This is a genomic window from Paraburkholderia oxyphila NBRC 105797, assembly GCF_000685075.1.
GTDB lineage: Bacteria > Pseudomonadota > Gammaproteobacteria > Burkholderiales > Burkholderiaceae > Paraburkholderia > Paraburkholderia oxyphila.
In genome coordinates this window covers 13,147-34,613 of record NZ_BAYD01000084.1, presented here as the reverse complement: position 1 = coordinate 34,613, position 21,467 = coordinate 13,147, and the positions used below count along the sequence as shown (strand labels likewise).

Sequence of the window (21,467 nt, the reverse complement as noted above, 5' to 3'; positions counted from 1 at the left end):
CGGAAGAGAGGAAAGTGATGACGAAGGACAGCGAGGTACTCATCGTAGGCGCGGGCATTGGCGGGCTGACGCTCGCGTTGACGTTGCATCGGGCGGGCATTGCGTGCCGCGTATTCGAGGCCGTGCCCGAGATCAAGCCGCTCGGGGTCGGCATCAATCTGCTGCCGCATGCAACACGTGAGCTCGCGGAGCTGGGCTTGCTGGAGCCCTTGGCGTCCGTGGCCGTGACGACGCGCGAGTCCGCGTTTTTCAATCGTCATGGTCAATTGATCTATCGCGAGCCAGCGGGCCGCTACGCGGGCTACCCGTATCCGCAGTTCTCGATTCATCGCGGCGACTTGCAGACCATTTTGCTGGCGGCCGTGCGCGAGCGGCTCGGACCCGACGGCGTGCTCACCGACCGGCGTTGCGTGGGTGCGAGCCAGGACGAGACCGGCGCGACGGCCGAGTTCGTCGACACCGCGGGCGAGCGGCATCGCGTGCGCGGCAGCGCGATCGTCGCGTGCGACGGCATTCACTCGGTCATTCGCAAGCAGTTCTATCCCGACGAGGGCGCGCCGCGCTATTCGGGCGTGAACATGTGGCGCGGAACCATCAAGGCGCCGCCATTCCTGAGCGGCGCGAGCATGGTGCGCGCCGGCTGGCTCAAGCACGGCAAGATGGTGATCTACCCGATCCGCGAGAACGTCGATGCGGCGGGCAACCAGCTCGTCAACTGGGTCGCCGAGATCGAGGCGCCGAAGCCGGCGCGGCGCGACTGGAACGGCGTGGGCCGGCTGGAGGACTTCTTCCCGGCGTTTGCGGACTGGAAGTTCGACTGGCTCGACGTGGCCGCGATGGTCGAGCAGACCGAGACGATACTCGAATATCCGATGGTCGATCAGGATCCCTTGCCGCGCTGGACCTTCGGCCGGATCACGCTGCTTGGCGACGCGGCGCACCCGATGGTGCCGCGCGGCTCGAACGGCGCGGGGCAGGCGATCGTCGATGCGCGCGTGCTGGCCGACCGTTGCGGCGAGCTGGGCGTCTGCCCGGAAGCACTGCAGGCATACGACCGGGAGCGCGTGAAGGCGACCGGCGACGTCGTGCTGATGAACCGCAAGGCGCCGCCGGACAAGATCTTGCAGGTGGTCTACGAGCGCACGCAGGGGCAGCGCTTCGAGCGCATCGAAGACGTGGTGAGCGTGGACGAACTGAGCCAAATCGCGAACCAGTATCGCAGCGTCGCGGGCTTCCATCTCGACGATATGCGCGCGAAGCAGCAGGTGGGGTGAGCGGCGTTCGCAGGGGTGGTCGCGTCAGCGCTCGCATCACACAGGGCGAGCGTGCGACGATTCGAACGCGCGCTGCGGAACGACACATACATGAGGAGACACGCATGACGGCAAATTCGCGCAACGAGCAGCGCGCGGCCTACTACCGGCAGCTTTCGACGCAACAGCTCGCCCCGCTGTGGGAGTCCCTGCATAACCTCGTGCCCGCCGCACCACGGCCGCAGGCGCGCGCGGCCATCTGGAAGTACGCGCAGATCCGCGACCTCGTCATGGAGGCAGGCGGGCTGATCAGCGCAGAAGAGGCCGTGCGCCGCGTGCTCGTGCTCGAGAACCCCGGCTTGCCGGGCAAATCGAGCATCACGCCCGCGCTCTATGCGGGACTGCAACTGATCCTGCCCGGCGAAGTGGCGCCCAGCCACCGGCACACGCAATCCGCGTTGCGTTTCATCGTGGAGGGGCAGGGGGCATGGACGGCCGTCGATGGCGAGCGCACCACGATGCGACCCGGCGATTTCATCATCACGCCTTCGTGGACCTGGCACGACCACGGCAACCCGCTGAGCGCGGAGGGTGGCGAGCCGGTGGTATGGCTCGACGGGCTCGACATTCCCATCGTCGGCGCGCTCGATGCGGGGTTCGCGCAAAGCTATCCGGAGCCGACGCAGCCGGTGACGCGCCCCGAAGGCCACAGCTTCGCGCGCTTCGGCCACAATATGGCGCCGGTCCGGCACGTGGCGGATAACCCGACATCGCCGATATTCAGTTATCCCTATGAGCGAAGCCGCGAAGCGCTCGACACGCTTTACCGCAATGGCGAGATCGACGAATGGGACGGCGTCAAGCTCCGCTATGTCAATCCCGTCACCGGCGGCTGGCCGATGCCCACCATGGCGACGTTCATGCAGTACTTGCCCGCCGGGTTCTCGGGCAAGACGTATCGCACGACGGACGCGACGATCTTTTGCGTCGTCGAGGGCGAGGGGTGCGTGCGGATCGGCGACGAGACGTTCGAGTTCGCGCCACACGATGTTTTCGTCGTGCCGTCGTGGCAACCCGTGAGCCTGAAGGCGCAGGGCGATTGCGTGCTGTTCAGCTATTCGGACCGGCCCATTCTTTCCGCGCTGAATCTGCTGCGCGAACAGCGCGACTAGTGCACGTGGTGCGATCCGCACCAACTACACGAACACCGGGCGCAACGCGCGCCCGCGTATTGCCGATTCTCTCCGTTCACATTCAGGAGCCGTTTTTGATGGAATTCGTCTTTCAGCCGCAAGCCCCCATCGCCGTACCCGTGGCGGGCAGCCAGGCGCGCTATGCGGTGCGCCGCGTCTATTGTGTCGGCCGCAATTACGCGGCCCATGCGCGCGAGATGGGCTTCGATCCCGACCGCGAGCCGCCGTTCTTCTTCTGCAAGCCCGCGGATGCGGTCGTGCCGGTCAACTATGGCGAAACGCTCGAGCTCGCCTACCCGGCGCAAACGCAGAACTATCACTACGAAGCGGAACTGGTCGCCGTGATCGGCAAGGGCGGCTCGGACATCGCCGTGGCCGATGCGCTCGAGCACGTGTGGGGCTATGCGGTCGGGCTCGACATGACGCGCCGCGACTTGCAGATGAAGATGCGCGAAATGGGCCGGCCGTGGGAGATCGGCAAGGCGTTCGACCGCTCGGCACCGCTTGGGCCCATTCATCGGGCCAGCGAAGTCGGGCATTTCGAGCGCGGCGGCCTCTGGCTCACGGTGAACGGCGAAACGAAGCAGCGGAGCGACGTCTCGCATCTGATCTGGTCGGTGGCGGAGACGGTCGCCGATCTCTCGAAGTTCTTCCGCCTCGAACCCGGCGACGTGATCTACACGGGCACACCGGAAGGCGTGGGCGCGGTGAAGGCGGGCGACGCGCTCACCGTTGGCGTGGAAGGGCTTGGCGAGCTCGATGTTCGCGTCGTTTGAGGGAATGTGCAGCGCTGCGGCTCTGACTCGTGGCGCAGATCGCTAACGCGCTATTGGACTTCGTTGCGCCCTGAGCGTACGCTTTGCAGCCTGCCTTCTGCAGTCGCGCTACGTTACGCATAAGGAGCATCCAACGCATGAAACCCCGCATCACCGTCATCACGCTTGGCGTAGACGATCTCGACGCTTCATTGCGCTTCTACCGCGAGGGTCTGGGTTTTGCCACCGAAGGCATCGTTGGCAAGGAATTCGAGCATGGGGCCGTGGTGTTTATCGAGCTGCAACCCGGCCTTCGTCTGGCGCTCTGGCCTCGCAAGAGCATCGCCCATGACACCGGGCTGGCGCTGGGGCCGGCCAGCGCGACCGAGCTGACCCTGGGCCACAACGTCTCTTCGAAAGCCGAGGTGGATGCAGTGATGGCAAACGCGGCGTCGGCTGGAGCCGCCATCGTCAAAGCCGCACACGACACGTTCTGGGGCGGCTATTCAGGCTATTTTCAGGACCCCGATGGACATCTTTGGGAAGTCGTCTGGAACCCGCAATGGTTAGAGTAAGTGCTCGAAGGTGACACGCACCGTTCAGCACCACACGACGCGGTCGTACGCGACTGTGCGCCGATACACATTCTTGCCGCGCCAGCTCGAATACTCCATGTAGGCGCAGTCGAGCACGACAATCCAGTTCGTTATGTTCATCGCGTTCCCCATCGTTCGTTTGAATGCAAGACTAGTCTACGGTGGCCATTCTTGGGACGATTTCGCAAGCAAAGCGAGGTAAACCGCTCAGTTCTTGTAATCGCGTCGGGCGGCAAGCGGCACCCAGCGGGCTTTGCGGGCCATCCGGCGCTTCACCTGACCTGTTGCGCCGCAACTACAGTGCCCAGCCGGCCCGCGTCGCGCGTCCCGCCAAGCCTCCCACCAGGCGCCTCCCACCGTTCTGCCCCTGCTACAAAGCCGGTCCCGCCTTCGGGCCTCCAACCGCAGAGCGGCTCGCGTCCTCGAAGAAGGCGCGCTCGGCGGCCTTGTTCATCACCAGAATGCTGATGCGCCGGTTCAGCGGGCTGTCGGTGGCGCCCGTGTCGAGCGGCAGCACGTCGGCGAGGCCGCGCACCTGCAAGAGCCGGTCTTCGCGCAGATGGCCCGCCACCAGCGCGCGCCGCGCGGCGTTGGCGCGCTCGCTCGAGAGCTCCCAGTTCGAATAGCCGGCGAGGCCGCCCGAGTACGGCACCGAATCGGTATGGCCGGCAATGGAGACCCCGCTGTCCACGTCGTTCAGCGCGCTGCCGATCTCCACGAGGATCGCGTACGCGTAGTCCTGCAGCTTCGCGCTGCCCGTGGCGAACATCGGGCGCTTGAGCGAATCGACGAGTTCGATGCGCAGGCCTTCGTCGGTGATCGTCACGCGGATCTGGTCCTTGAATGCGCTGAGCGCGGGCTTCTGCTCGATCAGCGTCGCGAGTCGCGCCTTCAGTTGCGCGAGGCGCGCCTTGTCGTTGGCCGAGGCTTCGGCGTTCAGGCTGGGCTTGACCGCGACCGGTACCGCGCGCGCGGCCGAGGGCTGCGCGTTCGCGCCGCCGATGGCCGGCACCTGGTTCGAGAGATCGTGACCACCGCCCGGGATCACGCTCGGGCTCGGATTCGCTGAATTGGGCTTGCCGCCCAGCATCGTCGAAAGCGGCGTGTTGAAGTACTTCTCGATGCCGTCGCGGTCGTACTGCGAGGTCGAGCCGAGCAGCCACATCAACAGGAAGAACGCCATCATGGCCGTCACGAAGTCGGCATAGGCAATCTTCCATGCGCCGCCGTGGTGGCCGTCGTGGCCGCCTTTCTTCACGCGCCGCACGACGAGCGTGGGCTTGCTGCTCTCGCTGTCCCCCGCACCGCGTGCGCCCGGCTGTCTTTCGGCCATCTGTCGTCTCCCCTGAGGCTCAGGCCTTCGCAGTCCTGGTTGCGCGCACGGTATCGTCGAGCTCCTTGAAGCTCGGGCGGTCGGCGGTGAAGAGCACCTTGCGGCCGAACTCCACGGCCACCGGCGGCGCATAGCCCGCGAGCGAGGCCAGCAGCACGGCCTTCACGCATTGATACGGCTTGGACGCGGCGCGGCCCTTGGCATTGAGAAGATCGGCGAGCGGCCCGACGAAGCCATAGGCGAGCAGGATGCCGAGGAAGGTGCCCACCAGCGCCCCCGCGATCATCTCGCCGAGCACGGCGGGCGGCTTGCCGACCGAGCCCATCGTGTGCACCACGCCCATCACGGCGGCCACGATGCCGAAGGCGGGCAGGCCGTCGGCCATCTTCTGGATCGCGTTGGGGGCGACCGAGGCTTCGGCGTGGTGCGTGTCGAGCTCCTCGTCCATGAGGTCCTGCATCTCGATGGGGTTCACGTTGCCGCTCGACATCATGCGCAGATAGTCGACGATGAAGTCGAGCAGATGATGATCGGCCAGCACGCGCGCGTACTTCTGGAAGATCGGGCTGTTCTCCGGCGCTTCGATGTCGGCTTCGAGGGCCATCATGCCTTCCTTGCGGGCCTTTTGCAGCAGCTCGTAGAGCAGTGCGATGAGCTCCAGATACTGCGCCTTGGTATAGCCGCCTCCCTTGAAGCAGGTCGGCAGCGCCTTGAGCGTCTTGCCAAGCGTCGCGCGCGGGTTGCTCACCACGAAGGCGCCAGTCGCCGCGCCGAAAATGCATAGCAGTTCGAAAGGTTGCACGAGCGCGGGCAGGTGGCCGCCCACGCCCACGAAGCTCCCGATCACCGATCCGAGTACGAGGATCCAGCCGATTGCGACAAACATGATGTTTTCCCTCGTTCCCTGAAGATCAATTGGCTCCGTGCTGCGCGCGCTTCAGGCGCGGCGCGTGCGATGGCGCGCGAGCAGGCGTCGCGTCTCACACGAATCCTGGCCATTTTTACGGCGGCGGCACGCGTTGCTGAAGCCGTCGAGACAGCTTTTTTTGAGGGGTTCGATCGACTGGCCGCCTAATATAAATTCGTCATCCGAAGTAGTGGAAGGGAATTTCCGAAGTGCGCAGAGAAGGTGTTGCGAAAGCGCCGCAATGGCCGCGCCAGGCGGGCTGAACCCGGATTTACCCGCAGGCACACTCTGGCCGAGGCCCGGCAGACGCGCGGCTGCGTACCGTGGGGCCGGCGCCGTGACCCGTGCACGCCCGGGCGCTTTTGCGGCGTGGCCTGCCCTGCAGGCATCCGCGCGCGAGCTTGCAGGCGTACGAGCGCGCGCCAGGTTACATCGGGGTAAGGTTTGCCGCGCCGCTGCCGTTAACCCGATTAACCATCCAGACCAATCTGCGCGATGCGGGCGAGCGCCGCCTGAATCGCCGTACCCGGCAGCGTGCCGATTCCGTCGAGGCAAGACCCCACCGATGATTACCGCTCCGCTCCCACTCGATGAGGACACCCGCCTGCGCTCGCTCAAGCGCCTGGAGATCCTTGACTCCGAGCCGGAGGAGGCGTTCGATCGCATCGCGCGGCTGGCGGCCTGGGCGTTCAAGGTGCCCATCGTGCTGGTCTCGCTCGTCGACGCAGATCGCCAGTGGTTCAAGGCGCACTACGGGCTCGCGGCGTGCGAAACGCCACGCAGCGTGTCGTTCTGCGCGCACGCGGTGCTCAGCAAGCGCATGCTCGTGGTCGAGGACGCACTCGACGACGAGCGCTTTGTCGACAATCCGCTGGTGCTGGGCGCGCCGCACATCCGCTTTTACGCCGGTGCGCCGCTGCGGCTCGCCGACGGCCAGGTGGTGGGCACGCTGTGCCTGATCGACACCGAGCCGCGCGGCTTCGAGCCGCACGACGCCGAGGCGCTGGCCGGCTATGCGCAGCTCGTGGAGCGCGAGTTGGAGGTGCGCGCGCAGTTGATCCGCTCGCGCACGGCGCATGAGCGCGACCGCCGCTCGCTCGCCATCAGCGAGGCGCGCTTCACGACGGTGTTCAAGGAAACGCCCGTCGGCAATGCACTGGTCGATTTGAACGGCCGATTTCTCGACGTCAACGAGGCGTTCTCGGCAATCGTCGGGTACAGCGAAGACACCCTGCGCATGCTGACGTTCGCCGAGGTCACGTATCCCGACGATCTCGGCGCGGACCTCGCGCTCGTCGCCGAATTGCTGGCGGGCAAGCAGGCCACCTACACGATGGAGAAGCGCTACGTGCGCCCGGACGGCACAGCGATCTGGGTCAGCCTGGCCGTGACGCTCGTGCGCGACGGCTCGGGTGTGCCGCTGCACTTTATCGCCGCCGTGCAGGACATCGACAGCCGCAAGAAGAGCGAGGAGGCGCTGCGCAACTATCACGCGGAGCTGGAGGAGCGCGTGCGCGAGCGCACCGCCGAGCTGCGCCGCAGCCGCGACGCCTTGCAGACCATCACCGACAATCTGCCCGCGCTGATTGCCGTGGTCGATCGCGACCTGCGCTATCAGTTCAACAACGAGGCTTTCAGGCGCGTATTCGGCACGCCCTCGGCGGCGTTGCGCGGCGCGAGCATTCAGGAGACGCTGCGCCCCGAGGTGTTCGAGGCGCTGCAGCCGCTGTTCGCGCGCGCGCTCGCGGGCGAGCGCGTGACCTGCAACGAGGTGCGCTATCGCGCCGATGAAGAGCGCGTGTGGTGCACGACCTATATCCCCGCCAAGCGCGAAGGCAAGGTGACGGGCCTCTACGTGATGTCGCACGACATCACCGAGCAGCGCCGCACCGAGCAGCGCCTGCGCGCGAACGCCCTGATCGATCCGCTCACGGGGCTGGCGAACCGGCGCGCGCTGCAGGAGGAGCTGGGCGCGACGCTTGCGCGCGCGGGCGCCTTCGCGCTTTTCTTCATCGATCTGGACGGCTTCAAGGGCATCAACGACCGCTTCGGCCATGACACGGGCGACGCACTGCTGCGCGAGGTCGCACGCCGTCTCACGGCCACGGTGCGCGCGGGTGACATGGTGAGCCGGCTGGGCGGCGACGAGTTCGTGGTGGTGAGCCGCGGCGTGGCCGATGCGGTTGGTGCGGAGCGCATCGCACAGGCGGTCTGCCATGCGCTCGCGCGGCCGTTCGTGGCGGGCGGCCAGGTCATGGAGGCCAGTGCGAGCGTGGGCGTGGTGCTGCAAGGCGCGGGCGATGCGGTGCGAGGGGCGCGCGTGCAGGATTCGCTGTGCCTCGCCGATGCCGCGATGTACGAGGCGAAGCGGGCGGGGCGCAACACCTGGCGCCTTGCACGCCATGCGGTGCGCGAGGTGCTGGTGGAGCAATGAGCCGCGAGTCATGCGGCACGAACAGCAGGTGAGCGTGCGGCCCCACGGTGGCTGGCGGCATGGCGGTACAATCCTGGCTGCGCGCCCTGCCGGGCGCAGGTCCCGCACTTCTCGCGCCTCACCACACCGCAATGCCCCCATCCTCCCAGACCACGCCTGCTCCCACGCCGCTCGACAGTCTCATGGAGCAAGTCCTCGCGTTCCGCGATGCGCGAGACTGGCAGCAGTTTCATACGCTGCGCAACCTGATCGTCTCGACGAGCGTCGAGGCCGGCGAGCTGCTCGAAACGATCCAGTGGAAGGACGACGCGCAGATTGCGGCGCTCCTTGCCGATCCGCCCGGCCGCGCCCACCTCGAGCAGGAATGCGCCGATGTGTTCATCTATCTCCTGCTCGTGGCGCATACGGCCGGATTCGATCTCGCGAAGGCGGCGGCCGACAAGGTCCGTCTGAACGAGACGCGCTATCCGGTCGAGAAGGCGAAGGGCAACGCGACCAAGCACAGCGAGCTTTGACGCAAGCGCGAGGGCACGCGCAAGCGCGCTGCGCGCACGGTTCACAGGTCGCCCAGCTTTCGGAATTCTCTGGTTCCGCAGGACCTGGCATGCGAGGAATATGGCTGACTTCCAGGTCATTCCATTCACGCCATCATGAACCCGGCAATCGTCGTCATTCCCACGACTGGCGCAGCAGAACTCGAATGCGCGATTCAATCGGTCCTCGACCAGACCATACCCACCGACGTGCTCGTGATCTTCGACGGGCCCGCCTTCGCGCGGCCTCTCGCGCTGCCGGCCGATGCGCGCGTGCACACGCTGGTGCTGCCGTTCAACACAGGCGGCGCGCGCACGAGCCGCATCCCGGCCTCGCAGCGCGGGCACTGGTATGGCGCGCGCGTGATGTGCGCGGCGGGCTACCTCGTGAACAACGACTACGCGATGATGCTCGATCAGGACAACTGGCTGCATCCCGACCACGTGGCGTCGTGCATCGGCGCCCTGGAGTCGCGGCCGGCCGCGCCCTACGAAATGGTGTACGCGCTGCGCGCGGTCCATCGCAAGGACGGCAGCTTCGTCTGCCGCGACGACTGCGAAAGCCTTGGCCCGCGTGACGGCGTGAGCGGCTGCCTCATCGATACGAGCTGCTATTTTTTCCGCACCGACTTCCTGATGAAGGCCTCGCATTTCTGGCTGTGGGGCTGGGGCGGCGACAGCCGCTTTCTGGTGCGCCTCGTGCAGGCGCACGGCATGGATTGCTTCACGGGCACGGGCCGCTATACGGTGCACTACCGGCTGGGCGGCAACGAGGGCTCGGCGCCCGAGGCGTTCTTCGTGCAAGGCAACGCGCGCATGCGGGTGCTGCACGGCGCAGTGGTGCCCATGCCCTGGGCTGTCGAGTGAGCGTGCGCCGGGCGCGCCGTGCTCAGCTCGTGAGATCCTGCTCGAGCCGCTGGAACACGCGCTGCGTCGCGCCCCGCGCATGGAGCGCGAAGAGCAGCAGCGAGCGGCCCGTCACCTGATAGACGTCGCCGGCCTCGAAGTCCTCCAGCTCGTCGCGCACCGGCTGGTTCGTGTCGATCAGGCAACTCCACTGATCGTTGCCCGGCACCGAGGGCAGCGTGAAGTCCACTACGTCGTGATACGCATTGAGGACGATGAGCAAGGTCGCGTCCGAGGCGAGCCGCATGATGCCGCTCGTTTGCGATCGTCCATCGATCAGCATGCCGAAGCATCGCATCTGGGCGTCGTCCCATTGCTCGACGGTGAGCGGCACGCCCGCCGGCGTGAGCCATTCGACGTCGGTGACGTCGAGCGCGGCGTTGTGCTCGCCGGTCAGAAAGCGGTTGCGCCGCAGCACCGGCAGCGCGTGGCGCAGCGTCGTGAGCTTGCGCACGAACTCGGCGAGCGCGCGGCCGTCTTCGTCGATGCCTTCCCAGTCCACCCAGCTGATCGCGTTGTCCTGGCAATACGCGTTGTTGTTGCCGTGCTGCGTGCGGCCGAATTCGTCGCCCGCGAGCAGCATCGGCGTGCCCTGCGAGAGCAGCAGCGTCGCGAGGAAGTTGCGCTTCTGGCGCTCGCGCAGCGCGCGGATCTGCGCGTCGTCGGTCGGGCCTTCGGCGCCGCAGTTCCACGAGAGATTGTCGGCGTGGCCGTCGCGGTTCTCTTCGCCGTTGGCCTCGTTGTGGCGCTCGTTGTACGAGACCAGGTCGTGCAGCGTGAAGCCGTCGTGCGCGGTGACGAAGTTCACGCTCGACCACGGCTTGCGCCCGCGCCGGTTGAAGCGGTCGCCCGAGGCGGCGAGGCGCGTGGCGAGATCGGCGGCTTGTGCTTCGTCGCCCTTCCACCAGCCGCGCACGGTGTCGCGAAAGCGGTCGTTCCATTCGGCCCAGCCCGGCGGAAAGCCGCCCACCTGATAGCCGCCCGGTCCACAGTCCCACGGCTCGGCAATCAGCTTGACGCCCGCGAGTATCGGGTCCTGGCGGCAACTGTCGAGAAAGCCGCCGCCTTCGTCGAAGCCATAGGGCTCGCGCCCGAGGATCGTCGCGAGGTCGAAGCGAAAGCCGTCCACGCCCATTTCGAGCACCCAGTAGCGCAGGCTGTCGGTGACCATCTGCAGCACGCGCGGATGCGAAAGATTGAGCGTGTTGCCCGTGCCCGTGTCGTTGATGTAATAGCGCGGGTTGTCGGCCACGAGCCGGTAGTACGAGGCATTGTCGATGCCGCGAAACGAGAGCGTGGGACCGAGTTCGCTGCCTTCCGCGGTGTGGTTGTAGACGACGTCGAGGATCACTTCGAGGCCCGCGTAGTGGAAGTGATCCACCATGTTCTTGAACTCGTCGATCGAGCCCTGCGCGCCCACCGAATAGCGCGGATCGGGCGCGAAGAAGCCGATGGTGTTGTAGCCCCAGTAGTTGGTCAGGCCGCGCTCGAGCAGATGCGCGTCGTTCAGGAAGGTATGCACGGGCATCAGTTCGACCGAGGTCACGCCGAGGCCGCGAATGTACTCGAGCACCTTCGAATGTGCCATGCCCGCGAAGGTGCCGCGCTCTTCTTCGGGCACCTCTGGATGGCGCAGCGTGTAGCCGCGCACGTGCGCTTCGTAGAGGATCGCGCGTTCGCGCGGCACGCGCTCGCGCAACGGGTGGTGCCAGCTGAAGGTCTGGTCGACCACGCGGCAGCGCGGCACGTAGCGCACGCTGTCGCGCGTGTCGAAGGAAAGGTCGGCGTCGGGGCTGCCGAGCGTGTAGCCGAACACGGCGGGATGCCACTTGAGCGCGCCCACATGCGCCTTCGCATACGGATCGAGCAGCAGCTTGTGCGGATTGAAGCGATGCCCCGCCTGCGGCTCGTACGGCCCGTGCACGCGGTAGCCATAAATCGCGCCCGGTGCGAGGTCGGGCAGGAAGACGTGCCAGACCTCGTCGGTGTATTCGGGCAGCACGATGCGTTCCATTTCGCGCAGGCCCGTCTTGTCGAAGAGACACAACTCGACCCGGGTGGCGTTCGCGGAGAACAGCGCGAAATTCACGCCGCTCCCGGTCCAGGTGGCGCCGAACGGGAACGGCTGGCCTTCGGCAATGCGGCTGGCGGTCTTCTTCCTCATGGGCCCTCGCGCGCCCGGCAGGGCGTCATTTGACGGTCTGCACCACTTCGAAGCCTTCGAACTCGGGATGGCTCAGATAGGTCGGGCGGCTCTGGCCGGCATTACCCGCGTTACGGTGGGCGGCGCGAAAGGCGTCGGAGCGCGTCCACGCTTCGAACGCGGCGTGGTTGGCCCAGATCGTGTGGCTCGCGTAGAGCACGTGGTCTTCGCGCTGCGGGCCTTTGAGCAGATGAAATTCGACGAAGCCCGGCACTTCTTTCAGATGCGTGTCGCGGTTCTTCCAGACGTATTCGAACGCGGCTTCCGAACCCAGCGCGACCTTGAAGCGATTCATGGCGATGTACATGCGGCATTCCTTTAGTGTGTGGCGGTCTTCGATGAATGGAGCGGTCTCATTCGGATGATTCGCGCAGTTTCTTTCGCGGCTATTACGCAATGAGCCGCCCAATTATCGAATGGTTTGCCGGCAAGGAGCAAGCGGCGTTCCCGCTCGGGCAGCGCTGATGAATCAACACAACCTGAAGCAGAGCGATCTACCTGAGATCGGCAGCCAGGGTGTTATCTCGGAGATTCTCAACGGCAAGCGAGAGCTGAACACGCGCCAAATTGGGTTGCTCGCTCAACGATTCAGAATCAGTCCTGCGGTGTTCTTCCCTCCGGTCTCCATTGCCGCCTGATGTTACGCAGTTCACAAACCGCCTTCGGGCGGTTTTTCGTGTCCGGACCAGGACATTCAAGGGTTGAATCGCTCAATGGCCGATGCTGCGTAGGCAAAACGAAAGTTTCGCGCAATTGCCGATTTTCGATAACACGTCGTTTAATGACTCTCTAGCATGGTCTCCAACATCCCATGCGGCTCTGTCCGCGCGGGCCATCCTGGAGGAGAAAACACCATGCAGGCAGACTCGAAAGGCCACGGCGCCGCGCCAGCGCTCAAGCAGACGCTCGGCACCTGGCAGCTGTGGGGCATTGCTGTCGGGCTCGTGATTTCCGGCGAATACTTCGGCTGGAGCTACGGCTGGGCGACGGCCGGCACGCTGGGCTTCGTCGTCACGGCGGTGTTCGTGGCGGCGATGTACACCACCTTCATTTTCAGCTTCACCGAGCTCACCACCTCGATTCCCCACGCGGGCGGCCCCTTCGCCTACGCGCGCCGCGCGTTCGGTCCGGCCGGCGGCTATCTCGCCGGCGCGGCCACGCTCGTGGAATTCGTGTTCGCGCCGCCGGCCATCGCGCTTGCCATCGGCGCGTATCTGCACGTGCAGTTTCCGGGCCTCGAACCCAAGCACGCCGCCATGGGCGCGTATCTCGTGTTCATGGCGCTCAATATCGTGGGCGTGCAGATTGCCGCGACCTTCGAGCTCGTGGTCACGCTGTTCGCGATCTTCGAGCTGCTCGTGTTCATGGGCGTGGTGTCGCCGGGCTTTGCGTGGGCGCACTTCCTGAAGGGCGGCTGGTCGGGCAACGATCACTTCTCGATGGGCGCCTTCCATGGCATGTTCGCGGCCATTCCGTTCGCGATCTGGTTCTTCCTCGCCATCGAAGGCGTGGCCATGGCCGCCGAGGAAGCGAAGAACCCCAAGCGCTCGATTCCGATTGCCTACGTGACCGGCATTCTCACGCTGGTGGCCCTTGCTGTTGGCGTGATGGTGTTCGCGGGCGGCGCGGGCGACTGGACCAAGCTCGCCAACATCAACGACCCGCTGCCGCAGGCCATGAAGTACATCGTGGGCGAGCACAGCGGCTGGATGCATATGCTCGTGTGGCTCGGTCTGTTCGGGCTCGTCGCGTCGTTCCACGGCATCATCCTCGGCTACTCGCGCCAGATCTTCGCGCTGGCCCGCGAAGGCTATCTGCCCGCCTGGCTCGCCAAGGTGCATCCGCGCTTCAAGACGCCTTATCGCGCGATCCTCGCGGGCGGCGTGGTCGGCATCGCGGCCATCTACAGCGACGAGCTGATCCAGTTCGCCGGCCAGACGCTCACCGCGAACATCGTCACGATGTCGGTGTTCGGCGCCATCGTCATGTACATCATCAGCATGGCGGCGCTCTTCAAGCTGCGCAGCACGAGGCCCAACATGGAACGGCCGTTCCGCGCGCCGCTCTATCCGCTGTTTCCGGCCTTCGCGCTCGTCGCCGCGGTCGTGTGCCTCGCCACCATGGTCTATTACAACGCGCTCGTGGCCCTGATCTTCGTGTTGTTCCTCGCAGTGGGCTATGCTTATTTCCTGGCGACCCGCACCCAGCGCGACGCGGCTTCGAGCGCCCAGCCGGACCTCGAGACGGATGCGCCGATCGAGCCCCAAGGCGTGCTGCTCGAAGAATGAGCGGGTGCAAAATGCAAGACTGGAGCTGAAGCGATGTCCTATACGGAGACGATCGGTCCGCGCACGTACCGTTTCGCGGACCTCAAGACCTTGCTCGCCAAGGCGAGCCCGCTGCGCAGCGGCGACCAGCTCGCGGGCGTGGCGGCGGCGAGCGAGGAGGAGCGCGTCGCCGCGAAGATGGCGCTCGCCGACGTGCCGCTCAAGACCTTCCTGAGCGAGGCCCTGGTGCCTTATGAGGAGGACGAAGTTACGCGCCTGATCGTCGATACGCACGACATGGCGGCGTTCGCGCCGATCTCGCATCTCACGGTGGGCGATTTCCGCAACTGGCTGCTCTCGCCCGAGGCGGACAGCGCGACGCTCGAACGCGTCGGGCCGGGTATCACGCCGGAGATGGCGGCGGCGGTCTCGAAGCTCATGCGCAATCAGGACCTCATTGCGGTGGCGAAAAAGCGCCCCGTGGTCACGCGCTTTCGCAACACGGTGGGGTTGCCCGGACGCATGTCGGTGCGCCTGCAGCCGAACCATCCCACCGACGACGTGAAGGGCATTGCCGCCTCGATGCTCGACGGCCTCATGTACGGCTGCGGCGACGCGATGATCGGCATCAATCCGGCCACCGACAGCCTCTCCGCCATCGTCAAGCTGCTCACGATGATCGACGGCTTTCGCGAGCGCTACCGCGTGCCGACGCAATCGTGCGTGCTCACGCACGTCACCAACACGATCGCGGCCGTCGAGAAGGGTGCGCCCGTGGACCTCGTGTTCCAGTCGATCGCGGGCACGGAAAAGGCCAACGCGAGTTTCGGTATCTCGCTCGCGCTGCTCGGCGAGGCGCGCGAGGCGGCGCTCTCGCTCAAGCGCGGCACCGTCGGCAACAACCTCATGTACTTCGAGACGGGGCAGGGTAGCGCGCTTTCGGCCAACGCGCATTACGGCGTCGATCAGCAAACCTGTGAAGTGCGCGCCTATGCCGTCGCGCGCCGCTTCGAGCCGTTCCTCGTGAACACGGTGGTGGGCTTCATCGGCCCGGAATACCTCTACGACGGCAAGCAGATCATTCGCGCGGGACTCGAAGACCATTTCTGCGGCAAGTTGTTAGGCGTGCCGATGGGTTGCGATATCTGCTACACGAACCATGCCGAAGCCGATCAGGACGACATGGACACGCTGCTCACGCTGCTGGGCGCGGCGGGCATCAACTTCATCATGGGCATTCCGGGCGCCGACGACGTGATGCTCAACTACCAGAGCACCTCGTTTCACGACGCGCTCTATGTGCGCGATCTGCTCGGGCTGCGGCGCGCGCCCGAGTTCGAGGAATGGCTGGAGACGATGGAGATCGCCGATGCGAAAGGCGCGCTGCTGCCCGCCTCGCCGCGCGTGCCGTTGCTCGCGGGCGCTCACGAATGGATGGGAGTGAGCGCATGAGCGACGCCGTCGAAAAGAATCCGTGGGCCGGCCTCAAGGCGTTCACGAACGCGCGCATCGCGCTGGGCCGCGCGGGCAACGGCCTGCCGACCGCGCCGCTGCTCGCGTTCAATCTCTCGCACGCGCAGGCGCGCGATGCCGTGCATCAGCCGCTCGACGCCGAGGCGCTGCGGCGCGAGCTGGAGGGCGCGGGCTTTGCGACACTCGGGGCGGCGAGCGCCGCGCCCGACCGCGATCACTACCTGCGGCGCCCCGATCTCGGGCGGCGGCTCTCGGACGAGAGCCGCGCGGCGTTGGCCGATGCGGGCCGCGCGGGCCATGAAGGCAAAGAGGGTCCCGACATTGTGTTCGTGGTCGGCGACGGGCTCTCTGCGTTTGCCGCCGCGAAGCAGGCCTTGCCGCTGTTGCGGGCCGTGCGCGAGCGTCTGGACGCCGATGCCGCGGCGGGCCGCGGCTGGCGTGTCGGGCCCGTGGTGGTGGCGCGCCAGGCGCGCGTCGCGCTTGGCGACGAGATTGGCGAATTGCTGGGGGCGAAGCTCGTGGCGATGCTGATTGGCGAGCGGCCAGGCCTGAGCTCGCCCGACAGCCTGGGCGTATACCTCACCTGGGCGCCGAAGGTGGGCTGCCACGATGCGATGCGCAACTGCATCTCGAACGTGCGGCCCGAGGGCCTGCCGTACGAGGGGGCCGCGCACAAGCTCCACTATCTGCTCACGCATGCGCGGCGGCTCGGGCTGACCGGCGTGGGCCTCAAGGACGACAGCGACGCGCTCCTGCCTGGAGCCCATGAGGCGGAGCGGATCGAATCCGTTTAGTCCCGCCTGCGTGAGCCTGTTGCAAGCCTGTCGCGAGCATTGCAATCCCGCCCCATGGCGTAGCGCACCCCGATTCGTGCGCCGCGCGCGCCTGTTCGCGCCCCGCATTCGCGCCACAATCGTGCGTCAACCTATGGTTGCACCGCATTGGTGTGCATGCGGCGCTGCGCCGATAATGCGCATTTGTTGAACATCGAAGCGAGCGCGGTGCGCCGCCGTTGCGCACCCGCCGCTTGACGCGGAGCGCGCAATGCGCCGCCGCGCGCGCCGCGAGCCATCCCCGCATGGCCGCACGCTCTGGCGCGGAAATTGCATCTCCTGCGCGAATCGTTTCGACAGACAGGTTGCGCAAGGAGGCACCCCATGGTTCAGAACCCCATGGATCACACGGCCACGCCGTTGGAGCAGACGGCCGAAGACACGCGCCTGAGCGCGCAGGGTGCGCACGCGCCGGCAGGGCACGCCGTGGTGAGCGTCGCGCACGACGCCGATGAACAGGCACGCAATCTCGTCGGCTGGCGGCAGACCTACGACCAGCTCGCGGCGGGCCGCTTCGTCGGCACGCTCACCGAGATTCCGCTCGACACCATGAAGGTCTTCTGCGAGACCACGAGCCACACGCTGCGTCAGGCCTGCGAGGTGCGCGGCGACGCGTACTGGTTCGGCATTCCCGCCGCGCGCGACCGGCAGGCGCGCATCGACGCGCAGCCGTTCGGCGCCCAGGCGTTCGCCATGCGGCCCGGCAACGTGGAATTCGAACTGGTCACCCCCGCGCAGTTCTCGATCTACGGCGTGGTGGTGCGCGGCGAAGTGCTGCGCCACTACGCGCAGACCGTCGAACGCATGCCGCTGGACGCGCGGCTGCCCGATACCCCCATCGTGCAGGCGGGGGCTGGGCGTCTCGCGCATCTGTGCGCGCTGCTCGCGCAGCGCCTGAGCGACGCGGACGGCACAACTCACGCGCTTGCGCCGCTCTCGGACTTCGCGCGCAACGACCTGCAGGCCGAACTGCTGGCGGCGCTGTTCGACGCATGCACGGCCGACGATGCCCAGGCGGACGTGAGCGTCGATCAAGCCTCGCGGCGGCGCTGGATCGTCGCGCAGGCGCGCGACTACGTGCTTGCGCATCGCTCCCGGCCGGTGGGTGTGCCCGAGCTTTGCGAGCAATTGCTCGTGAGCCGCCGCACGCTGCAGTACTGCTTTCAGGACGTGCTCGGCATGGCGCCCGCGACCTATCTGCGCGCGCTGCGCCTGAACGGTGCGCGCCGCGACCTGTGCGGGCGCACGGCCGGCTCGGTGCAGGACGTGGCCGCCGCTTGGGGCTTCTGGCATTTGAGCCAGTTCGCGACGGATTATCGGCGCATGTTCGGCATGCGGCCCTCGGAGGCATTGCGCGCCGCTTGAGCGTATCGGGCGCAGCCGTGCAAGGCGCGGCGCGCGCCTTGCCTCAATACTCAATCTTCAATTGCGCCTTGCGCGTAATTTCATCCGGATACCTGAATATTCGCGGGGCGGGCCACGAATTTCCCCGGGCTCGTGCCCGTGAGGCGCCGGAACATCGCGATGAACGCCGACGAAGTCGCATAGCCCAGATCGAGCGCCACGGACTCCACGCTGCGCCCGGCCTGCAGGAGCGGCAACGCGCTCACGAGACGCAGGCGTGCGCGCCATTCGGTCAGCGACATGCCCAGCTCGCGCTGCGCGTGGCGTATCAGCGTGCGCTCGCTCATATGGAACGCGGCGGCCAGTTCGGCGAGCGGGCGGTTGTCGGCGGGATTGTCGTGGAAGACCTGGAGCACGGCGTTCAACTCGGGGTTGTCCGCGTGGGGCAGATAGCTGCCCGTCGTCGCGCAAGTGGAGAGCAGGTCCACCAGTACGCGCAGCAGGCGCGCGCGCGAAGGCGACTCGCTACCGTCGTGTCCGGCGGGCGGCAGCCCGCGCAGATGGTCGAGCATCGCGCGCACGAGCGGCGAGACCATCATCGCGCAGGTTTGCGCGGGCATCGCGGTGCACAGTTCGCGGCTGATATAGACCGAGCAGTGCACGGTCTCCGCATGATTGAAGCCGATGTGCTCGGTGCCGGGTGCGATCCACAGGCCCATGTGCGGCGGGGCGAGAAAGTACTCATCGCCGGTCGTGACCTCCGTGATGCCGCTGAACGAATAGACGAATTCGCCCCACGGATGCCGCATCGTCGGATAGCGCGCGTGTGACGGCATGTGCTCGGTGCGGAAATAGACCGGCACGGGCAGCGTGCCGACGAACGGCGGCGGGCTCACGTGCTGCAGCACGTTGCGCGTATGGGCGGCAGGCGGGCGCGATTTCTGCATGGTGTGAACGGGGGCGAACAGGCGCGAGTCGGTGCGAATGGCGTACGGCGAGGATGTGGTGGCCGCGTGGCAGGGCGCAAAGATCGAGCGCCCGGCCGCAGCTTCGATTATGCGCTGGCGGGGAGGGTTCTCCTCAAGGCAGCGAAGAACAATTCCGATTGCAATCGCTCGCTCTGCATCTGATTCGCGACCGTTTGCGCGAGGTCGGCCGCGACGGGCCGCAGCGCGCGCCCGGTCGAACGTGCGAGCACTTGCGAGGCGCAGGCGCGCTCGAGGTAGTAGAGATCGTCGAACGCATAGTCGATGCGCTCGCCGCACACCACGACGCCATGATTGCCGAGGAAGCCGATGTCCTTGCCAGCCAGCGCATGCGCGATGCGCTCGCCTTCCTCGGGGCCGAGCGCGAGGCCGTTATAGTCGCGGTCCAGCGTGATGCGGCCGTGGTAGCGCATGGCGTTCTGCGAGAGCGTGGTGTCGAGCCCGCAGTCTTCGGTGAGCGTGAGCGCCGTGGCATAGGGCATGTGGGTGTGCAGCACGCAAGTCTTCTTCGCGATGCGATGAATCGCGGCGTGGATGAACATGGCCGTTGGCTCCACGTCATGCCGGCCGGCCACCACGGAGCCGGCCGCATCGACGATCACGATATCGTCGCCCTCCACCTCGCTCCACATCAGGCCGCGCGGGTTCAGCAGGAACAGGCCATCCGCGTCGGGAAGCGCCACGCTGAAGTGATTGCAGACGCCCTCGCCCAGACCATAATGCGCCGCCGCGCGCAGTGCGAGCGCGAGATCGGCGCGCAGGACCTCGACGCCTGGATCGTGAAAAATGGCTGGAAGCTCGTTCATCCTCTCATCTCCTGTTCCAGGCAGCGCTGTTCTCAGGTTTCGCGAAGAATCGTTGCAGCCTTGATGCGTCGCTGCACGTGTGCGTGGGGGGCTTGCCCGGCGGCATCCAGTGTCCTGGCTTGTGGCGCTGCTGTCCAGCCCTGCCGGGTTGCTGGCAGGGCTGGCCGGGTCGGCATTCGCAGCCGGATACGCCTTATTGAACGCGCGCCGACGATTGCGCAGGCTGCATTTGCATCTGGCGCCGGCGATAGCGCCGGTTCAACCACGACGCCACGACAACGCAGAGCGCGAGGGCGGCCGTTGCCCCGACCTCCATCCTGTGGTCCTGACCCACGAGCATCACGGTCAGCACGACGCAGATAAACGCGATGACCGCCCACGTCAGCCACGGAAAGCACCACATCTTCAACTGCGGGCCGTCTTTGGCGATGTCGAGTTTTGCACGCATCCGAAGCTGCGAGACCGCGATGACGAGATAGACGAGCAGCGCGATGGCGCCCGAGGTTGCCAGCAAGAAGCTGAACACTTGCTCGGGCACCAGGTAGTTCGCGATCACCGTGAGGAAGCCGAACGCGGTAGAGGCGAGCACGGCTGCGCGCGGCGTGCCCGCCTTGTCGGTCTTGCGCAGCAGCGCGGGCGCATCGTGCCGCACGGACAGCGAATAGACCATGCGCGAGGCCGTGTAGAGGGCCGAGTTCAGGCAGCTTGCGACCGACAGGAGCACGACGACGTCGATGATCGCCTTCGCGTTCGGCACGCCGATCAATTCCATGGCGCGCTGATACGAGCCCTGCGACGTCAAGCCGGGATCGGTCCACGGCACGATCGCCGTGACGACGAAGATCGAGCCGAAATAGAACAGCGAAATGCGCCAGATGACCGAGTTGGTGGCGCGCACGATCTGCTGCCGCGGGTTATGCGACTCGGCAGCGGCGATGGTGACGATCTCCGTGCCCATGAAGGAGAACATCGTGGTGAGCATGGCGGCAAAGACGGCGCCGAGCCCGTTCGGCATGAAGCCGCCGTTCCCCACGAGGCGCGAAGCACCTGACACGCCTGAATGCGGCAGGATGCCAAGGATGGCCGCACCGCCGATGCAGAGAAAGACGATGATCGCGACGACCTTGATGAGCGCGAACCAGAACTCGAATTCGCCATAGTTCTTGACCGAGAGGAGGTTCGTGACGGTCAGGATGAAGGTGATCCCGAGCGCATAGACCCAGGTCGCGATGGAGGGAAACCACGTGTTGAGGATCGTGGCGGCGGCGGTGGCCTCGATCGGAATGACCAGCACCCAGAACCACCAGTACAGCCAGCCGATCGTGAATCCGGCCCAATGCCCGATGGCGTGGTCGGCATAGGTGGAGAACGAGCCGCTGTCGGGCTGCGCCGTGGCCATTTCGCCCAGCATGCGCATGACGAGCACGACGAGCGTGCCTGCGAACACATAGGCGAGCAGCGCCGCCGGGCCGGCCTCGGCGATGGCGTGGCCCGAGCCCACGAACAAGCCCGCACCGATCACGCCGCCAATCGACATCATCGTCACGTGGCGCTGCTTGAGTCCACTGCTTAATTTTGCGTCCTTCGATACCTGCATGTCGTCTCCATTGTCAAGCACTTGATTGCAGTACAACGCACAAAGTCT

The 21,467-nt window shown here is 66.2% G+C and carries 19 protein-coding genes; 12 read left to right on the top strand and 7 right to left on the bottom strand.

The genetic code is table 11. The features are described from left to right. Positions 1-17 precede the first annotated feature (17 nt). The 4 genes from BO1_RS35695 to BO1_RS35680 all read left to right on the top strand — a co-directional run bounded on the left by BO1_RS35695 (position 18) and on the right by BO1_RS35680 (position 3,776). Positions 18-1,274 (top strand): flavin-dependent oxidoreductase, encoded by a 1,257-nt coding sequence (locus BO1_RS35695; protein ID WP_028221659.1) that lies wholly within the window; start codon positions 18-20, stop codon positions 1,272-1,274. Between the two features lie 104 nt (positions 1,275-1,378). Next, positions 1,379-2,425, top strand: a complete 1,047-nt coding sequence (gtdA, locus tag BO1_RS35690; RefSeq protein ID WP_028221658.1) for a gentisate 1,2-dioxygenase — start codon at positions 1,379-1,381, stop codon at positions 2,423-2,425. Between the two features lie 98 nt (positions 2,426-2,523). Continuing rightward, on the top strand, positions 2,524-3,222 hold the full coding sequence (locus BO1_RS35685) for a fumarylacetoacetate hydrolase family protein (protein ID WP_028221657.1): 699 nt from the start codon (positions 2,524-2,526) through the stop codon (positions 3,220-3,222). Between the two features lie 137 nt (positions 3,223-3,359). Next, complete coding sequence (locus tag BO1_RS35680) at positions 3,360-3,776, top strand: VOC family protein (RefSeq protein WP_028221656.1); 417 nt, start codon at positions 3,360-3,362, stop codon at positions 3,774-3,776. A gap of 391 nt (positions 3,777-4,167) precedes the next feature. Here BO1_RS35680 and motB read toward each other — a convergent pair whose 3' ends face one another. Both motB and motA read right to left on the bottom strand, forming a co-directional pair. Continuing rightward, a complete protein-coding gene (gene motB / locus BO1_RS54120; protein WP_043287954.1) occupies positions 4,168-5,130 on the bottom strand; it encodes a flagellar motor protein MotB in 963 nt (320 codons plus the stop codon). A 19-nt stretch (positions 5,131-5,149) separates the two neighbouring features. Further along, positions 5,150-6,016, bottom strand: coding sequence for a flagellar motor stator protein MotA (gene motA, locus BO1_RS35665; RefSeq protein ID WP_028221655.1), 867 nt, complete (start codon positions 6,014-6,016; stop codon positions 5,150-5,152). Positions 6,017-6,602: 586 nt separating this feature from the next. Between motA and BO1_RS54115 the strand changes: the two genes are divergently transcribed. The 3 genes from BO1_RS54115 (at position 6,603) to BO1_RS35650 (ending at position 9,871) form a co-directional block, all read left to right on the top strand. Then, positions 6,603-8,471 carry a bifunctional diguanylate cyclase/phosphodiesterase gene (locus BO1_RS54115; RefSeq protein ID WP_043287951.1) on the top strand — a complete coding sequence of 623 codons (1,869 nt, stop codon included), beginning with the start codon at positions 6,603-6,605 and terminating at the stop codon, positions 8,469-8,471. Positions 8,472-8,602: 131 nt separating this feature from the next. Further along, on the top strand, positions 8,603-8,986 hold the full coding sequence (locus BO1_RS35655) for a nucleotide pyrophosphohydrolase (protein ID WP_043287967.1): 384 nt from the start codon (positions 8,603-8,605) through the stop codon (positions 8,984-8,986). Positions 8,987-9,121: 135 nt separating this feature from the next. Next, entirely contained in the window at positions 9,122-9,871 is a 750-nt protein-coding gene (locus BO1_RS35650) for a glycosyltransferase family A protein (protein ID WP_028221653.1), read from the top strand. 22 nt (positions 9,872-9,893) lie between these two features. On the opposite strand, the gene glgX is transcribed toward BO1_RS35650, so the two are convergent. Together glgX and BO1_RS35640 are read right to left on the bottom strand one after the other, a co-directional pair. Continuing rightward, entirely contained in the window at positions 9,894-12,074 is a 2,181-nt protein-coding gene (glgX, locus tag BO1_RS35645) for a glycogen debranching protein GlgX (protein WP_028221652.1), read from the bottom strand. A gap of 25 nt (positions 12,075-12,099) precedes the next feature. Continuing rightward, positions 12,100-12,420, bottom strand: a complete 321-nt coding sequence (locus BO1_RS35640; protein WP_028221651.1) for an antibiotic biosynthesis monooxygenase family protein — start codon at positions 12,418-12,420, stop codon at positions 12,100-12,102. A 157-nt stretch (positions 12,421-12,577) separates the two neighbouring features. Between BO1_RS35640 and BO1_RS60425 the strand changes: the two genes are divergently transcribed. The 5 genes from BO1_RS60425 to BO1_RS35610 all read left to right on the top strand — a co-directional run bounded on the left by BO1_RS60425 (position 12,578) and on the right by BO1_RS35610 (position 18,051). Continuing rightward, a complete protein-coding gene (locus BO1_RS60425) occupies positions 12,578-12,751 on the top strand; it encodes a helix-turn-helix domain-containing protein (RefSeq protein WP_167338422.1) in 174 nt (57 codons plus the stop codon). Between the two features lie 216 nt (positions 12,752-12,967). Then, positions 12,968-14,401: an ethanolamine permease gene (eat, locus tag BO1_RS54105; protein ID WP_043287946.1), complete on the top strand. Its 1,434-nt coding sequence runs from the start codon at positions 12,968-12,970 to the stop codon at positions 14,399-14,401. Positions 14,402-14,434: 33 nt separating this feature from the next. Further along, on the top strand, positions 14,435-15,832 hold the full coding sequence (locus BO1_RS35625; RefSeq protein WP_028221650.1) for an ethanolamine ammonia-lyase subunit EutB: 1,398 nt from the start codon (positions 14,435-14,437) through the stop codon (positions 15,830-15,832). Continuing rightward, a complete protein-coding gene (gene eutC / locus BO1_RS35620; protein WP_028221649.1) occupies positions 15,829-16,647 on the top strand; it encodes an ethanolamine ammonia-lyase subunit EutC in 819 nt (272 codons plus the stop codon). Before BO1_RS35625 ends, eutC begins: the two co-directional genes overlap by 4 nt. A gap of 378 nt (positions 16,648-17,025) precedes the next feature. Beyond that, entirely contained in the window at positions 17,026-18,051 is a 1,026-nt protein-coding gene (locus tag BO1_RS35610; protein ID WP_028221648.1) for a helix-turn-helix domain-containing protein, read from the top strand. An 80-nt stretch (positions 18,052-18,131) separates the two neighbouring features. On the opposite strand, the gene BO1_RS35605 is transcribed toward BO1_RS35610, so the two are convergent. The 3 genes from BO1_RS35605 to gabP form a co-directional block, all read right to left on the bottom strand. After that, positions 18,132-18,977 (bottom strand): AraC family transcriptional regulator, encoded by an 846-nt coding sequence (locus tag BO1_RS35605; RefSeq protein WP_043287943.1) that lies wholly within the window; start codon positions 18,975-18,977, stop codon positions 18,132-18,134. A 107-nt stretch (positions 18,978-19,084) separates the two neighbouring features. Further along, positions 19,085-19,822 carry an aldolase gene (locus BO1_RS35600; protein ID WP_028221646.1) on the bottom strand — a complete coding sequence of 246 codons (738 nt, stop codon included), beginning with the start codon at positions 19,820-19,822 and terminating at the stop codon, positions 19,085-19,087. A gap of 193 nt (positions 19,823-20,015) precedes the next feature. Further along, positions 20,016-21,419 (bottom strand): GABA permease, encoded by a 1,404-nt coding sequence (gene gabP, locus BO1_RS35595; RefSeq protein WP_028221645.1) that lies wholly within the window; start codon positions 21,417-21,419, stop codon positions 20,016-20,018. Between the last annotated feature and the right edge of the window lie 48 nt (positions 21,420-21,467).

Bases quoted from the DNA above. Each gene is read 5' to 3' on its own strand.
- BO1_RS35695 (WP_028221659.1), top strand. From the start codon at position 18: ATGACGAAGGACAGCGAGGTACTCATCGTAGGCGCGGGCATTGGCGGG.
- gtdA (WP_028221658.1), top strand. From the start codon at position 1,379: ATGACGGCAAATTCGCGCAACGAGCAGCGCGCGGCCTACTACCGGCAG.
- BO1_RS35685 (WP_028221657.1), top strand. From the start codon at position 2,524: ATGGAATTCGTCTTTCAGCCGCAAGCCCCCATCGCCGTACCCGTGGCG.
- BO1_RS35680 (WP_028221656.1), top strand. From the start codon at position 3,360: ATGAAACCCCGCATCACCGTCATCACGCTTGGCGTAGACGATCTCGAC.
- motB (WP_043287954.1), bottom strand. From the start codon at position 5,130: ATGGCCGAAAGACAGCCGGGCGCACGCGGTGCGGGGGACAGCGAGAGC.
- motA (WP_028221655.1), bottom strand. From the start codon at position 6,016: ATGTTTGTCGCAATCGGCTGGATCCTCGTACTCGGATCGGTGATCGGG.
- BO1_RS54115 (WP_043287951.1), top strand. From the start codon at position 6,603: ATGATTACCGCTCCGCTCCCACTCGATGAGGACACCCGCCTGCGCTCG.
- BO1_RS35655 (WP_043287967.1), top strand. From the start codon at position 8,603: ATGCCCCCATCCTCCCAGACCACGCCTGCTCCCACGCCGCTCGACAGT.
- BO1_RS35650 (WP_028221653.1), top strand. From the start codon at position 9,122: ATGAACCCGGCAATCGTCGTCATTCCCACGACTGGCGCAGCAGAACTC.
- glgX (WP_028221652.1), bottom strand. From the start codon at position 12,074: ATGAGGAAGAAGACCGCCAGCCGCATTGCCGAAGGCCAGCCGTTCCCG.
- BO1_RS35640 (WP_028221651.1), bottom strand. From the start codon at position 12,420: ATGTACATCGCCATGAATCGCTTCAAGGTCGCGCTGGGTTCGGAAGCC.
- BO1_RS60425 (WP_167338422.1), top strand. From the start codon at position 12,578: ATGAATCAACACAACCTGAAGCAGAGCGATCTACCTGAGATCGGCAGC.
- eat (WP_043287946.1), top strand. From the start codon at position 12,968: ATGCAGGCAGACTCGAAAGGCCACGGCGCCGCGCCAGCGCTCAAGCAG.
- BO1_RS35625 (WP_028221650.1), top strand. From the start codon at position 14,435: ATGTCCTATACGGAGACGATCGGTCCGCGCACGTACCGTTTCGCGGAC.
- eutC (WP_028221649.1), top strand. From the start codon at position 15,829: ATGAGCGACGCCGTCGAAAAGAATCCGTGGGCCGGCCTCAAGGCGTTC.
- BO1_RS35610 (WP_028221648.1), top strand. From the start codon at position 17,026: ATGGATCACACGGCCACGCCGTTGGAGCAGACGGCCGAAGACACGCGC.
- BO1_RS35605 (WP_043287943.1), bottom strand. From the start codon at position 18,977: ATGCAGAAATCGCGCCCGCCTGCCGCCCATACGCGCAACGTGCTGCAG.
- BO1_RS35600 (WP_028221646.1), bottom strand. From the start codon at position 19,822: ATGAACGAGCTTCCAGCCATTTTTCACGATCCAGGCGTCGAGGTCCTG.
- gabP (WP_028221645.1), bottom strand. From the start codon at position 21,419: ATGCAGGTATCGAAGGACGCAAAATTAAGCAGTGGACTCAAGCAGCGC.